Annotated in this window: 10 protein-coding genes; 5 read left to right on the top strand and 5 right to left on the bottom strand. The window is 65.1% G+C overall.

What is annotated here, in order from left to right:
• Positions 1-723 carry a GntR family transcriptional regulator gene (locus tag ACIPUD_RS22545; RefSeq protein ID WP_446481560.1) on the top strand — a complete coding sequence of 241 codons (723 nt, stop codon included), beginning with the start codon at positions 1-3 and terminating at the stop codon, positions 721-723.
• A gap of 110 nt (positions 724-833) precedes the next feature.
• Here the strand turns inward: ACIPUD_RS22545 and atzF are convergent, their stop codons facing one another.
• Positions 834-2,639 carry an allophanate hydrolase gene (atzF, locus tag ACIPUD_RS22540; RefSeq protein WP_085349654.1) on the bottom strand — a complete coding sequence of 602 codons (1,806 nt, stop codon included), beginning with the start codon at positions 2,637-2,639 and terminating at the stop codon, positions 834-836.
• A gap of 380 nt (positions 2,640-3,019) precedes the next feature.
• Here atzF and ACIPUD_RS22535 point away from each other — a divergent pair, with 380 nt between their 5' ends.
• Entirely contained in the window at positions 3,020-4,870 is a 1,851-nt protein-coding gene (locus tag ACIPUD_RS22535) for a feruloyl-CoA synthase (protein ID WP_446481559.1), read from the top strand.
• A gap of 359 nt (positions 4,871-5,229) precedes the next feature.
• Here the strand turns inward: ACIPUD_RS22535 and ACIPUD_RS22530 are convergent, their stop codons facing one another.
• Positions 5,230-5,736, bottom strand: a complete 507-nt coding sequence (locus ACIPUD_RS22530; protein ID WP_018456022.1) for a MarR family winged helix-turn-helix transcriptional regulator — start codon at positions 5,734-5,736, stop codon at positions 5,230-5,232.
• 83 nt (positions 5,737-5,819) lie between these two features.
• Between ACIPUD_RS22530 and ACIPUD_RS22525 the strand changes: the two genes are divergently transcribed.
• Positions 5,820-7,040, top strand: a complete 1,221-nt coding sequence (locus tag ACIPUD_RS22525) for a cytochrome P450 (RefSeq protein WP_446481558.1) — start codon at positions 5,820-5,822, stop codon at positions 7,038-7,040.
• A 44-nt stretch (positions 7,041-7,084) separates the two neighbouring features.
• Positions 7,085-8,296: an ABC transporter substrate-binding protein gene (locus tag ACIPUD_RS22520; RefSeq protein ID WP_085349656.1), complete on the top strand. Its 1,212-nt coding sequence runs from the start codon at positions 7,085-7,087 to the stop codon at positions 8,294-8,296.
• A 164-nt stretch (positions 8,297-8,460) separates the two neighbouring features.
• Here the strand turns inward: ACIPUD_RS22520 and ACIPUD_RS22515 are convergent, their stop codons facing one another.
• Positions 8,461-9,723 carry an NAD(P)/FAD-dependent oxidoreductase gene (locus ACIPUD_RS22515; RefSeq protein ID WP_446481557.1) on the bottom strand — a complete coding sequence of 421 codons (1,263 nt, stop codon included), beginning with the start codon at positions 9,721-9,723 and terminating at the stop codon, positions 8,461-8,463.
• Between the two features lie 296 nt (positions 9,724-10,019).
• Between ACIPUD_RS22515 and ACIPUD_RS22510 the strand changes: the two genes are divergently transcribed.
• The gene (locus ACIPUD_RS22510; RefSeq protein ID WP_018456026.1) at positions 10,020-11,192 is read left to right on the top strand and encodes an ABC transporter substrate-binding protein; all 1,173 of its coding nucleotides are present in this window, start codon (positions 10,020-10,022) and stop codon (positions 11,190-11,192) included.
• Positions 11,193-11,361: 169 nt separating this feature from the next.
• Here ACIPUD_RS22510 and ACIPUD_RS22505 read toward each other — a convergent pair whose 3' ends face one another.
• Together ACIPUD_RS22505 and ACIPUD_RS22500 are read right to left on the bottom strand one after the other, a co-directional pair.
• On the bottom strand, positions 11,362-13,233 hold the full coding sequence (locus ACIPUD_RS22505; protein ID WP_018456027.1) for a bifunctional sugar phosphate isomerase/epimerase/4-hydroxyphenylpyruvate dioxygenase family protein: 1,872 nt from the start codon (positions 13,231-13,233) through the stop codon (positions 11,362-11,364).
• The gene (locus ACIPUD_RS22500; RefSeq protein ID WP_085349659.1) at positions 13,230-13,967 is read right to left on the bottom strand and encodes an ABC transporter ATP-binding protein; all 738 of its coding nucleotides are present in this window, start codon (positions 13,965-13,967) and stop codon (positions 13,230-13,232) included. Before ACIPUD_RS22500 ends, ACIPUD_RS22505 begins: the two co-directional genes overlap by 4 nt.
• Between the last annotated feature and the right edge of the window lie 4 nt (positions 13,968-13,971).

Raw genomic sequence — 13,971 nt, 5'->3', positions numbered from 1 at the left:
ATGACGCTTGACGATCTTCCGCCCGGAGCGCTGCCGGCCGAACCGGCGGTGCCGCGTGTCGACCGGGGGTCGCCGTCAGCGCACAAGGTCACGCGCGCCGAGGAGCTGCGCCTGCAGCTCGCCGACGAGATCGTGCGCGGAGCTCTGCCACCCGGTGCGCCGCTTGACGAGACCGACATCGCGCGCCGCTTCAGCGTTTCGCGCACGCCGGTGCGGGAAGCCCTGCGTCAGCTCGTGGCAAGCGGCCTCGTCGAAGCGCGCGCTCATCGAGGCGCGGTGGTGGCGCAGCCCTCGTTCGAACGGCTGACGGGCATGTTCGAGGCCATGGCGGAGCTTGAGGCGCTGTGTGCGGGTCTTGCCGCCGAGCGCATGTCCGCCACTGAGCGTCACGGCCTGGAAGCCATCCACGAAGAACTGCGGGTGTTGAGCTACGCCGGCAATCCCGAGCGCTTCCACGAGGTCAACGAGCGCTTCCACAACGCGATCTATGCGGGATCGCAGAACGGCTACATCGCCGAGATCACGCTGGCGACGCGCGTGCGCGTACAGCCGTTTCGCCGCGCCCAGTTCCGCAATCTCGGCCGTCTCGCCAAGTCGCAAGCCGAGCACGACCGCGTTGTCGTCGCCATCATGCGCGGCGACAAGCAGGGCGCCGCCGCCGCGATGCGCGCGCATATCGAGCTGGTGCGCGGGGAGTACGAGATCTACGCGGTGTCGGTTTAGGGGCGCGCGCACGGTTGCGTAGGGTGGGCAAAGGCGCAAAGCGCCGTGCCCACCATCTCCCCAAGCTGACGGTGATGGCGGGCACGTTTCGCTTTGCCCACCTACGAGACCTACGCTGTCGTAGCTTCCGCCATATACTTCCGCCAGCCGCCATACGCGGTGATGTCGCGAGCCTCGCCCAGCACCTCGGGCTCGACGAGAAATCCCTTCACGCTGCGGCCATCAGCCAGCCGCACCGTGCCGATCGCCATCGGCGCGGGAATCGCGTTGACGAACTTGCCGAAGGCGGACGACGACAGCGACCAGATTTCCAGCTCGATCGACGCGCCCTTGCCGGCCTCGACGCGCAGCATGCCCGGCTTTGGCGGCGTGGTCTTCAATGCGTAGAGCTTGTAGTCCGCCGCGGTCCTGGTTGCCTCGATCAGCTGGCCGTTCAGCGCTTTCAGTTCGCCGTTCAGCGCCATGCCGGACAGATGCGCGCCGACCACGGCGATGGGAATCTCGTCGACGCCGCTTGCGGCAAGCGGCGCCAGCGAGGCTTGCACGACGCCCTTTGCGCCAAGCGTCAGTTTGGTATCGGCATGGAACACGCGGCCGATGCTGGCGAGCAGCGCATCGTGCCCGGTGGGTGCAAGAATTGTGATGCCGAACGGGATGCCGTCGGCGCGCATCGCCGCCGGCAGCGCGAGACCACAGAGATCGAGCAGATTGACAAAATTGGTATAGGTGCCGAGCCGGCTGTTGAGCTCGACCGGATTGGCCCGCACCTGCGCGGTCGTATAGGCCGTCGGCGCCGTCGGCAGCACCAGCGCGTCGATATTGGTGAAGGTGCGTTCGGCGATCTTGCGCAGGCCCTGCAGACGATAGAGCGCGGAGAAGGTGTCCGTCGCCGTCAACCGCGCACCGGCCGCGGTGATCTCGCGCGTCACGGGATGGATCGCCTCCGGTGCCGAGGCGAGCAGGTCGCGGATCACGAGATAGCGCTCGGCCACCCACGGTCCCTCGTAGAGCAGTCGGGCCGTCTCATAGAACGGCTCGAGGTCGAATTCGACGAGCGTTGCCCCAAGCGCGGTCCAGCGCTTCAGCGCCTCGGCGTAAGCCGCTTCCGCCTTCTTGTCGCCGAAGAAGATCAGCTGTCCGCTGCGTGGCACGCCCAGGCGCAGGTTTGCCGGGAGCGGGGTGATCGCGCCAAGCGGCCGGTCGCGCGAGAACGGATCTGCCTGATCGGGACCTGCCATCACGGAGAGCGCCAGCGCGGCGTCGTCGACCGTCAAAGCGAATACCGAGATGCAGTCGAGCGTCCGGCAGGCCGGCACCAGGCCAGCGGTCGAAATCATGCCGAGGCTCGGCTTGAGACCGACGATGTTGTTGAGCATCGCCGGCACGCGGCCTGAGCCGGCGGTGTCGGTGCCGAGCGACAGTGGCACCAGCCCGGCGCCGACGGCGGTGGCCGATCCCGAGCTCGAGCCGCCGGGAATGAGGTCCTCGCGGATCGCGTTTCTGGGGATGCCGTGGGGCGAGCGCACGCCGACAAGGCCGGTCGCGAACTGGTCGAGATTGGTCTTGCCGATGATGATCGCGCCGGCGGCGCGCAGCCGCTGCACCGCGGTCGAATCATGTGTCGGGGTATACGAGAAGGCCGGGCACGCCGCGGTGGTCGGAAATCCCAGCGCGTCGATATTGTCCTTCACCACGACCGGCACGCCATAGAGCGGCAGGCTGGCGGCGTCCTTGGTGGCGAGCTTCTCGGCCTCCGTGATCGCGTCCTTTTCGTCGCGCAGGCTGATGAAGACGGCGGGGTCGTTGTGGTCGCGGATGCGCTGATAGGTGCGCGCGACCGTCTGCGCCGGCGTGAGCGTGCCCGCGCGATGCGCGGCCACGATCGCGGCGACCGTTTCAGGCTGCTCAGCCCCCATTTCAGCCTTCATGGCGACAAATCTCCGGCTACGTCTCTTCACCCCGATCGAAGCAAGCGATGTGCCATTGTGTACAGAATCCGGGCAGGACAAGTGCTGCGGATATTACCGAGAGATCAGTGGCTTGTGGGATATTTCGAGCTCCGGCGGACCTTCGTGTCAGCGCCCTGTTACGAGCATTTGCGCAAATAATAGGCAGCTAGATCAGGTGCAGCCGGCAATCCATGCCGCGGATGCGCGGCGACCAGCCCTTTGAACGGCGGCGGGCCGTCCCACCTGGCCCCAGCTTGCGCCCCAACAATTGTCGTGGCCAACATGCTAGCCAACGCGGTCCGCGACGAGGCTGCGACCGGTCCCGGCTTCCGGGCGAGGAGGAAACCATGACAGCCGCCCCACGCGGTGATGCTTCGAGCCTGTTTGCGACACCCAGAACCGTTGCCGAGCATCGCGCCGACGGCAGCATCGTGCTGCGCTCGCCCGAGCCTCTGCGCGATGGCGCGCGCTGCGTCGGCGACTGGCTGGAGCAATGGGCGCGGCAGAGGCCCGACGCGATTTTCCTCGCCGAGCGCAGCAGTGCCGAAGCGCCATGGAGCACCGTTACCTATGCGCAGGCGCTGCGCCAGGTGCGCGCGGCGGCGTCCTGGATTCTGGCGCACGGTCTCGGCGCGGAGCGCCCGCTCGCGATCCTCTCCGACAACAGCATCGATCATGCGCTGCTGGCACTGGCGGCGCAGCATGTCGGCGTGCCCTCGGCGGCGATCTCGCCGGCCTATTCCCTGATGTCAAAGGACTTCGACAAGCTCAAGAGCATGATCGCGTTGCTTGAGCCCGCCGCGATCTATGTCTCAGCGACGAGGCCGTTTGCGGCGGCGCTGGCCGCGATCAAGCCGCTGCATAGCGCGCAGATTATCAGCGGCAATGCCGACGATGCCGATGCGCTGACCTTTCGCACTATCGCGGCAACGCCCGAGAGCCCCGACGTCGCAAAGGCCTTCGCCGCGGTGACGCCCGATACGATCGCAAAACTCCTGTTCAGTTCGGGCTCGACCGGCACGCCGAAAGCCGTGATCAACACCCAGCGCATGCTGACGTCCAGCCAGCAGGCCAAGGCGCAGACCTGGACTTTTCTCGAACAGGCGCGCGACGATCTGGTCATTCTCGACTGGCTGCCCTGGAGCCACACGTTTGGCGCGAACCACAATTTCAATCTCGTGCTGCGCAATGGCGGCTCGCTCTATATCGACGGCGGCAAGCCGGCGCCCGGTCTGTTTGCGATGTCGCTCGCCAATCTCAGAAGCGTGATGCCGACCGTCTATTTCAACGTGCCGCGCGGCTTCGACATGTTGATCGCGGCGCTGCGCGGCGACGAGGAGCTGTGTCGCCGCTTCTTCAGCGAGGTGAAATTCGCGTTCTACGCCGGTGCGGCGCTGCCGCAGAATCTCTGGGATGCGCTGGAAGAACTCTCCGTCAAGACTGTTGGCCGCGCGATGCCGATGGTCTCGGCCTGGGGCTCGACCGAGACGTCGCCGCTGGCCACCGACTGCCATTTCCTCGCGGAGCGCTCGGGCAATATCGGCGTGCCCATTCCCGGCACCGAACTGAAGCTCGTTACCTCCGGCGACAAGCTGGAGGTGCGCGTGCGCGGCCCCAACGTCACGCCGGGCTATTGGAAGGCGCCGGAGCTGACCAGGCAGGCTTTTGACGACGAGGGCTTTTATCTCATCGGTGATGCCGTGAAGTTCGCCGACGCGAACCGGCCCGAACGCGGCCTATTCTTTGACGGCCGCGTCGCGGAGGATTTCAAGCTCAATTCCGGCACCTGGGTCAGTGTCGGCACACTGCGCCTCGCCGGCATCGCCGCGCTGGCGCCGCTCGCGCAGGACATCGTCGTCACCGGCCATGGCGGCGACGAGGTGCGCTTCCTGGTATTTCCGAACATCGCTGCGTGCCGCGCGCATGCCGGCCTGCCCGAGACCGCAGGCGTGAACGACGTGCTCGCGCATGAGAAGATCAGAGCCGCGATCGCGCGGGGGCTGGCGAAACTGAAGCAACACGGCGCCAACTCCTCCGGCCATGCCACGCGTGCCCTGCTGCTCGCCGAGCCGCCGTCGGTCGACGGCGGCGAGATCACCGACAAGGGCTACATCAACCAGCGCGCGGTGCTGACGCGCCGTGCCGATGCGGTGGCGCGGTTGGATGACGATGCGCCGGGCGAGTGGATCGGGGTGTAGCGCTTGGGCCTGTGCCCCGGACGCAGCGCAGCACGCAGTGATGCGCTGCAGAGCCGGGGCCATTCTTCGTGATTGGCATCTATGGATCCCGGCTCTGCGCAGCAGCGTTTCACGCTGCAGCGCGTCCGGGACAAGAGAGCTCGGCAAACCCAACTACGCCAGCCGCCTTGCCGCATTATGCTGCACGATTCTTTTGTTGCCCAAGCAACTAATTTATGCGAACCGTTCCAGACACGGATGACGGCGGGAGGAACCGCCGCGTCGGATCGGAGGAAGCTATGCTCGGCAGAGAGGGTGCCGCCGGCGAATGTTGGCGCATGCCTGGAAATGACAGGGCTCAGCGCCCGCTGTGTGGCCCGTCAGGTCTCGGTGCTGCCGGTCACCGCGCCGAGATTTTCATGCAGGCGGCGCAACAGGTCGATCAGCACCTCGCGCTCGTCCTTGTCCAGGCAGGACAACAGGCGCCGTTCGCGCTCGAATGCAGCGACGATCACCTTGTCATGGATGGCGCGGCCCTTCGCCGTCAGCGAGATCGAATGGGTGCGCCCGTCATTGGGATCGGTACGGATCGAGATCAACCCCCGCTTTTCCAGGCCGGCCAGCGTCCGACTCACCGGGCCCTTGTCGAAACCGATGACGTGGCAGATGCGCGAGGCGGGAATGCCGGGCTCGATCGCGAGCAGCGACATGATCCGCCATTCCGTGACGTTGACGCCGAACTCTCGCTGATAGAACGCGGTGGCGCTGTTCGAGAGCTTGTTGGCGATGAAGGTGATGAACGCGGGGACGTAGCGGTCGAGATCGAGCGTCGGTCCCGTCTCGGCGGGCGCAGGTTTCTGGCGGGCTCTGGTCGAAGGCGGCGGCATGTTGGGATTCTGTCTCGCGGCGTGTCTGGAGACCTAAAGGTAAGCGCGGCCCTTTCACAAGATCAAAATGAGGGAGGACTTCCATGAGCACTTCCAGCTCCCAGGAAATTAACGGTTCGTCGGCCGTCCCGCATCTCGACGTCGATCCGTTCGCGATGGATTTTTTCGCCGATCCCTATCCCACGCATGAGCTGCTGCGGGAGGCGGGACCTGTCGTCTATCTCGACAAGTGGAACGTCTATGGCGTGGCGCGCTATGCCGAAGTTCATGCCGTGCTGAACGATCCCGCAACGTTCTGCTCCAGCCGCGGCGTCGGCCTCGCCGATTTCGCGAAGGAGACGCCGTGGCGGCCGCCCAGCCTGATCCTTGAGGCCGATCCTCCCGAGCACACCCGCACCCGCGCCGTGCTCTCAAAGGTGCTGTCGCCGACGGTGATCAAGGGGCTGCGCGACCGCTTTGCCGCGGCAGCGGAAGAGCGTGTGGACGCGCTGCTGGAGAAACGCAACTTCGATGCCATCACGGACCTTGCCGAGGCCTATCCGCTGTCGATCTTCCCAGATGCGCTCGGGCTTAAGCCTGAGGGACGCGAGAATCTCATTCCCTATGCGAGCCTGGTGTTCAACGCCTTCGGCCCGCCGAACCAGTTGCGCAACGAGGCGATCGCGCGCTCGGCGCCTCACCAGGCCTACGTCACCGAGCAGTGCCAGCGGGACAGCCTCACGCCCGGCGGCATCGGCGCCTGCATCCACGCCCATGTCGGCGAGGGTGCCATCACCGCGACCGAAGCGCCGCTGTTGGTGCGTTCGCTTCTGTCAGCGGGCCTCGACACCACCGTCAACGGCATCGGTGCAGCGGTCTACTGTCTCGCGCGCTTCCCTGAGCAGTGGCAGCGCCTGCGCAACGATTTTACGCTGGCGCGCAACGCTTTCGAGGAGGCCGTTCGTTTTGAAAGCCCGGTGCAGACCTTCTTCCGCACGACCACGCGCGAAGTCGAACTGTCAGGCGCGACCATCGGTGAGGGCGAGAAGGTGTTGATGTTCCTGGCGGCTGCCAATCGCGATCCGCGGCGCTGGGACAAGCCCGACAGCTACGACATCACCCGCCGCACGTCCGGCCATGTTGGCTATGGCTCAGGTATTCACATGTGCGTCGGCCAGCTGGTCGCGCGGCTCGAAGGCGAGACAATGCTCGCGGCGCTGGCCCGCCGGATCGCAAAGATCGAGATCATGGGCGAGCCGCAGCGCCGCTTCAACAACACGCTGCGCGGGCTCGACAGCCTGCCTGTGAGCATCACGCCAGCCTGAGGCTGTCGTCATCGCAAACAACAAATACGACAGGGGAGGGAACAATGAAGAACTTGAAGTGGACGCTTGCGCTGGCCGCGAGCCTGATTGGCGGCGCGGCAAATGCCGAGATCTCGGACAATGTCGTGCGCGTCGGCGTGCTCAACGACATCTCCGGCATTTTCCAGGACACCAACGGCATGGGCTCGGTCGAGGCCGCGCGCATGGCCGCTGAGGATTTCAACGGCGGCGGCAAGGGCATCAAGGTCGAGATCGTCTATGCCGATCACCAGAACAAGGCCGACGTCGGCAATGCAATCGCGCGCAAATGGCTCGATGTCGAGGGCGTCGACGCCATCGTCGACGTGCCGAACTCGGCCGTTGGCCTCTCCATCAACACGCTGCTGCGCGATAGCCGCATGACGTTCCTCGCGTCGTCCACCGCGAGCTCCGATCTCACCGGCAAGGCCTGCTCGCCCAACACCATCCAATGGGTCAACGACGCCTGGGCGACCGGCAACACCACGGCGGCCGCGATGATGTCGCGCGGCGGCAAGGACTGGTATTTCCTCACGGTTGACTACGCACTCGGCAAGGGCATCGAGGCGGAAGCCCAGAAATACATCGAGGCGCATGGCGGCAAGGTGTTGGGCTCCTCCAAGCATCCGCTCGGCACGTCCGACTTCGCGTCCTTCCTGTTGCAGGCGCAGGGCTCGAAGGCCCAAGTGATCGGGCTCGCCAATGCCGGCGGCGACACCATCAACGCGGTGAAGCAGGCGGCCGAGTTCGGGATACAGCAGGGCGGACAAAAGCTCGTCGCCTTCCTGCTCTTCATCAACGACGTCCACGGCATGGGCATCAAGGTCGCGCAAGGGCTCCAGCTCATGGAGGCCTTCTACTGGGACATGAACGACGACACCCGCGCCTTCGCCAAGCGCTTCGCGGCGCGGCCCGGCATGAACGGCAAGATGCCGAGCGGCAACCAGGCCGGGGTCTATGCCTCCACGCTCGCTTATCTCAACGCGGTTGCCGTCACGGGCAGCGACAATGCCAAGGACGCCGTGCCCGAGATGAAAAAGTTCAAGGGCAAGGACAAGCTGTTCGGCGACACCACGATCCGCCAGGACGGCCGCGTCGTGCATCCGATGTATCTGTTCGAGGTGAAGAAGCCGGAGGAGTCGAAATATCCCTACGACTATTACAAGCTGGTCTCGACGATCTCTGCGGAGCAGGCGTTTCGACCGCTCACGGAAGGTGGGTGCGAGCTGGTGAAGTAGGGGCGGCGATCGCGCCTCACTTAACCTCTCCCCGCTCGCGGGGAGAGGTCGGATCGCTCTTGCGATCCGGGTGAGGGGGTACAGGTCTCACCAATATCTCGTTCGCGGAGAGGCCCCTCACCCCAACCCTCTCCACGTAAGAACGGGGAGAGGGAGAAGAAGCCCTACACCACCTTGCTCGATCCCTGCGTGATCAGCCGCGCGGCGCGCTGGTCGCGGGCGTAGATCCAGAGCCAGCTCAGGGCGACGCTGAGGCGGTGGCGCAAGCCGATCAGGAAGTAGATATGGGCGATGCCCCAGATCCACCACGCGATGGTGCCGCGCAGCTTGATGCGGCCGAAGTCGATCACCGCCAGCCGCTTGCCAATCTGCGCGAGGCTGCCGGAGTGCTTGTAGCGGAACGCGCCTGTCGGCTCCTGGCGCAGCCGGGCCTTGATGGTCTCGGCCACGTGACGGCCCTGCTGCTTGGCGGCCGGCGCGATGCCGGGCACAGGCTTGCCGTCCCAGGCGTTGATCAAAACGGTGTCGCCAATTGCAAAGATCTCGGGATGACCGGGGATCGTAAGATCGGCCTCCACTTGGACGCGCCCGGCGCGATCGGCCGGTGCGCCCAGCCATTCCGCCGCGGGCGAGGCGCGCACGCCGGCGGCCCAGATTCGTGTCTTGGCTTCGAGCAGCTTGCCGCCGAACACCACGCCCTCGCGGTTGATCTCAGTGACGGCTTGGCCGAGCACGACCTCGACGCCGATCTTCTCCAGCGAGGCCTGGGCATAGGCCGAGAGATCATCTGGAAAGCCTGCCAGCACCCGCGGACCCGCCTCGATCAGCACCACGCGCGCCTTGTTGGTGTCGATGTTGCGGAAGTCGGCTGGCAAGGTGTGGTGCGCCATCTCGGCGATGGTGCCGGCGAGTTCGACGCCGGTGGGGCCGGCGCCGACGATGACGAAAGTCAATCGTGCCGCGCGTTTGGCCGGATCGGTCTCACGCTCGGCGCGCTCGAACGCCACCAGGATATGACGGCGCAGCGTGGTCGCGTCCTCCAGTGTTTTAAGACCCGGCGCCCATTGCTCCCATTCGTCGTGGCCGAAATAGGCGTGACGCGCGCCGGTGGCGAGCACCAGCGTGTCGTAAGGCACCTCGCTGCCGTCGTCGATCAGCACGCAGCGCCTGTCGGCATCGACGCCGCTGACCGTCGCAAACAGCGTCGTCACATCGCGCCGGTCGCGCATCAGGTGCCGGACCGGCCAGGCGATCTCGCTGGTGGCGAGCGAGGCGGTGGCGACCTGATAGAGCAGCGGCTGGAACAAATGATGGTTGCGGCGGTCGATCAGCGTGATCTCGACCGGGCTGCCGGCGAGCCGGTGGGTCGCCTCCAGCCCGCCGAAACCGGCTCCGACGATGACGACGCGGTGCGGTGTCGTGGTCATGATGCGCCCCTCCGAATCTCGCGGCTCTATCCTCATCTAAACGCTGATTGGGCGCCGCGGTCCAATAGCCGTCGTCAATCGAGGCATAGGCCGGATGTATCGCGCCCGCGAGAAAGCGCCGCAGCCTTAGCCGAAGTAAGTAGAATTATATTTCTTGCTATCGCCGTTCGGGGCGAAATATGGTGCAGGGCGGGCGCTGAACCATTGGCGGCGCGACAGATTTTGCGTTCAATAGAGATGACCCCGGGGCGGCAATCACCCTGCTTCCGGGCATAATAATATGGAGGGGAGTGGTTATGAGGACGGCATTCTGGCTGGCGGGCGCAGCGGCGCTGGTGCTGGCAGGCCCGGCATCCGCCGGCGACACCATCAAGATCGGCTTCGTTTCGACCTTCAGCGGCCCGACCGCCGTGATCGGCAACGACATGCGCAATTCGTTCGAGCTCGCGCTGGATCACATCGGCCGCAAGATGGACGGCAAGCCGGTCGAGGTGATTTACGAGGACGACGGGCAGAAGCCCGACGTCGGCAAGCAGAAGACCGAGAAGCTGGTGCAGTCCGACAAGGTCGACTTCATCGTCGGCTACATCTGGTCGAACGTGCTGCTGGCCTCGCTCAAGACCGCCGTGGACTCGCAGACCTTCCTGATCTCGGCCAATGCCGGTCCGTCGCAGCTCGCGGGCGAGCTCTGCTCGCCTTACGTGTTCTCGACCTCCTGGCAGAACGACCAGACGCCGGCCGCCATGGGCCTCTACATGAACCAGAAGGGCGTCAAGAGCGTGTTCCTGATCGGCCCGAACTACGCCGCCGGCAAGGACATGCTGGCGGGCGTGAAGAGCACGTTCAAGGGCGAGGTCAAGGGCGAGGAATACACGGTCTGGCCGAGCCAGCTCGACTTCTCCGCCGAGCTCTCCAAGGCGCGGGCCTCGGGTGCCGAGTCGATCTTCGTGTTCTATCCCGGTGCAGCCGGCGTGCAGTTCCTCAACCAATATGCGCAGGCCGGGCTGAAGAGCACGATGCCGCTCTACACGGCTTTCACCGTCGACGAGCTGTCGCTGCCGCTGCAAAAGGAGAACGCGCTCGGGGTGCCCGGTGCGCAGGAATGGGTGAATGATCTGCCCAACGAGCAGAACAAGCGCTTCGTCGCCGACTATCGCAAGAAGTACCCCGGGCTGCGTCCGACCTATTACGGCGCGCAAGCCTACGACGCGGCCCAGCTCATCAACAGCGCCGTGGTCGCGGTGAAGGGCGACACCAGCAAGAAGGACGCGATGAAGGCCGAGATGGAGAAGGCCAACTTCAAGTCGCTGCGCGGCCCGTTCAAGTACGGCAAGAACCACATCCCGGTGCAGAACTTCTACCTCCAGGACGTGGTCAAGGACGGCGAAGGCCAGCTCTCGCTGAAGACGGTCGCGACCATCGTCGAGAACGACCAGGATCGCTTCCACGACAAATGCGCGATGAAGTAGCCACAAGCACGATACCCCTTCTCCCCTTGTGGGAGAAGGTGGCGCGAAGCGCCGGATGAGGGGTTTGTTTCCGCGTATTCAAAAGTAAGGTCTCGCGGAGAGAACCCCTCACCCGTCTCGCCGCTTTGCGGCAAGCCACCCTCTCCCACAAGGAGAGAGGGAAAGTAAGCTACACGCGCGGCATGCTCGCGGGCCGCACCTCGCGCGCTTGCGCGGCAAGCCTGATCCCGGCATTGGCCGCGCCGAAGCCCTGATAATCCCGCCGCTCCACGATCTCGAAGAAAAACCGCTCGTCGAAGATGTGGGTGTAGACCTGGAAAAACTCTCCGTCGCCCTCGCGGTCGTAGAGAATGTGGTTGGCGCGCAGCTGCCTCATCAGCTCGGGTGCGAGGTCGTATTTGGCTTCGACGTCGTCGTAGTAATTATCCGGGATATCCAGGAAATCCGCGCCGCGCTTGCGCATCTCCGCGACTGCCGCAAAGATATCCCGGCACGTAAATGCGACGTGCTGCACGCCCGAGCCGAAAAACTCCGAGATGAAGCGGGCCGGCAGCGTGCGGTTGGCGGATGAGCCGTTGAGCACGAAGCGCAGGCTCTGGTCGCCGTTGATGACGGCCTGGCTTTGCACGAGGCCCCTGGGATCGGCGATCTCCATCTGCGGCAGCCGCTTGAGGTCGAGGATGCCGGTGTAGAACAGCAGCCACGACAGCATCTCGTCATAGGGCATCGACTGCGCGATGTGATCGACGGCCAGCAGGGCGTCCGCGCGAGCGTCGCTCGGTACCTGTTCGAAATCCGTGTCCCAGTTCTTGCCGGCCTGGTCCAGGAAGTAAAGCAGGCTGCCGCCGACGCCGTGGATCGCGGGAATCTCGAGCTCGCCCGGCCCGACCGGCTGATAGAAGGTGCGCGCTTTCAGTGTTTCGGCGCGCTGCATAACGAGGCCGGCATTGTCGATATCGAGCGCGATGGCGCAGACGCCGGGGCCATGCGTCACGTAGTGCGAATGCGCAAAGCCGTCGGTCTCGGAGTTGACGACGAGCTCGACCTTGCCTTGCGACCAGCGCTCCACCGCCTTGCTGCGATGCTTGCCGGTCTTGCGGAAACCGAGCTGCGCGAGCAGGCGGGCGAGTTCGCCGGCCTTGGTCTCGTTGACGGCAAACTCGATGAATCCCGTGCCGCGACTTTTGGGCTTGGGCGCCAAGGGTTCGCCGATGAGCTTTGGCCAATCCGGTGCAAGCTGGTCCTCCAGCAGGATCAGCGAACGCAGGCCGTCGACCGCGGTCTGCACGGCCGAGCCGGCACGGAATTGGTCGTTGAAGATCTCCAGCGACAGCGGCCCGGCATAGCCGGTCGCCGCGATCGCCGCCATGAACTCGCCGACCGGCAGGTCGCCCTGGCCGGGGAAGGAGCGGAAGTGCCGGCTCCACGACAAGATGTCGAGCTCGAGCTTCGGCGCATCTGCAAGCTGGACCAGGAAGATCTTGTCGCCGGGGATCGAGGGCATCGCGCGGACCGGAAAGCCGGGGGCCAGTGCGTGAAAGCTGTCGAGGATGACACCGATCGCGGGGTGATCGGCGCGCCGCACGATCTCCCAGGCATCGCGGTAATCGTTGACGTGGCGTCCCCAGGCCAATGCCTCGTAGCCGACGCGCAAAGACCGTTTGGCCGCGCGCTCGCCAAGCTCGCGAAAATCATCCGCGGCGCGGTCGATGCCGCCGAGCGCGGCCGGCGACACGTTGGAGCAGATCAGCAGCAGATCGGTGCCGAGCTCCTGCATCAGGTCGAACTTGCGTTCGGCGCGGGCAAAGTTTCGCGAACGCTGCGGCTCCGGCATGCCTTCGAAATCGCGGAACGGCTGAAACGCACAGATCTCGAGATTGAGGTCCCCGCAGAGCTTTGCGATGTCGCGCGGACCTGCGCCGAACGACAGCAGATCGTTCTCGAAAATCTCGACCGCGTCGAATCCGGCGGATGCGATGGCGCGGAGCTTTTCGTCGAGAGCGCCGGAGAGTGAGACCGTTGCGATCGAGCGTTTGGTCATGCTGCATTGTCCTCCATCGCGCCGCCGAGGAACAATTGTCCGATGCGGGGATCATTCAAAATGCGCTCCGCCTTGTCGACCATGCGGGTCTGGCCGAGCTCGAGCACGATCCCGATGTCGGAAATCTCCAGCGCCGAGCGGGCGTTCTGCTCGATCATCAGAATGGTGACACCGCGGTCGCGCAAGCTCTTCAGGATGTCGAAAGTCTGCTGCACCATCAGTGGCGACAGGCCGATTGAGGGCTCGTCGATCAGAACGAGCTTCGGTTCGAGCAGCAGCGAGCGGGCGATTTCGAGCTGTTTCTGCTCGCCGCCGGATAGCGTGGAGGCCTGCTGCGTCGATTTCCGCCGCAGCGCCGGGAACAGGTCGAGCGCGGCCTCGATCCGGCTCTGCAGGTCGATGCCCTTGCCCGCCGAAACGCCGCCGAGCTCGATATTGTGGCGCACCGACAGCTCGGGAAAGATGTTGCGGCCCTGCGGCACGTAGCAGATGCCGGCATTGAGCAGCGCGCGCTGGCTCAAATGGGTGACGTCGCGGCCGGCGAAGTTGATCTTGCCCTCACGCAGCTTGAGCAGGCCGAAGATCGCCTTGAACACGGTGGACTTGCCGGCGCCGTTCGGGCCGATGATGGTGGTGATGGTGGCCTGCGGCACGGCGAAGGTGGTGCCGTTCAGGATCGTCATCTTGCCGTAGCCGCCGACGAGATTGTGAACCGAGAGGATCGGATCGCTCATGGCT

Source organism: Bradyrhizobium sp. CAR08 (assembly GCF_052871955.1).
The sequence above is the reverse complement of the archived record's forward strand: the minus strand, read 5'-3'. Positions and strand labels throughout refer to the sequence as shown.

What these genes read in the sequence shown, in the direction of transcription:
- ACIPUD_RS22545 (WP_446481560.1), top strand. Translation starts at nt 1, where the DNA reads ATGACGCTTGACGATCTTCCGCCCGGAGCGCTGCCGGCCGAACCGGCG.
- atzF (WP_085349654.1), bottom strand. Translation starts at nt 2,639, where the DNA reads ATGGGGGCTGAGCAGCCTGAAACGGTCGCCGCGATCGTGGCCGCGCAT.
- ACIPUD_RS22535 (WP_446481559.1), top strand. Translation starts at nt 3,020, where the DNA reads ATGACAGCCGCCCCACGCGGTGATGCTTCGAGCCTGTTTGCGACACCC.
- ACIPUD_RS22530 (WP_018456022.1), bottom strand. Translation starts at nt 5,736, where the DNA reads ATGCCGCCGCCTTCGACCAGAGCCCGCCAGAAACCTGCGCCCGCCGAG.
- ACIPUD_RS22525 (WP_446481558.1), top strand. Translation starts at nt 5,820, where the DNA reads ATGAGCACTTCCAGCTCCCAGGAAATTAACGGTTCGTCGGCCGTCCCG.
- ACIPUD_RS22520 (WP_085349656.1), top strand. Translation starts at nt 7,085, where the DNA reads ATGAAGAACTTGAAGTGGACGCTTGCGCTGGCCGCGAGCCTGATTGGC.
- ACIPUD_RS22515 (WP_446481557.1), bottom strand. Translation starts at nt 9,723, where the DNA reads ATGACCACGACACCGCACCGCGTCGTCATCGTCGGAGCCGGTTTCGGC.
- ACIPUD_RS22510 (WP_018456026.1), top strand. Translation starts at nt 10,020, where the DNA reads ATGAGGACGGCATTCTGGCTGGCGGGCGCAGCGGCGCTGGTGCTGGCA.
- ACIPUD_RS22505 (WP_018456027.1), bottom strand. Translation starts at nt 13,233, where the DNA reads ATGACCAAACGCTCGATCGCAACGGTCTCACTCTCCGGCGCTCTCGAC.
- ACIPUD_RS22500 (WP_085349659.1), bottom strand. Translation starts at nt 13,967, where the DNA reads ATGAGCGATCCGATCCTCTCGGTTCACAATCTCGTCGGCGGCTACGGC.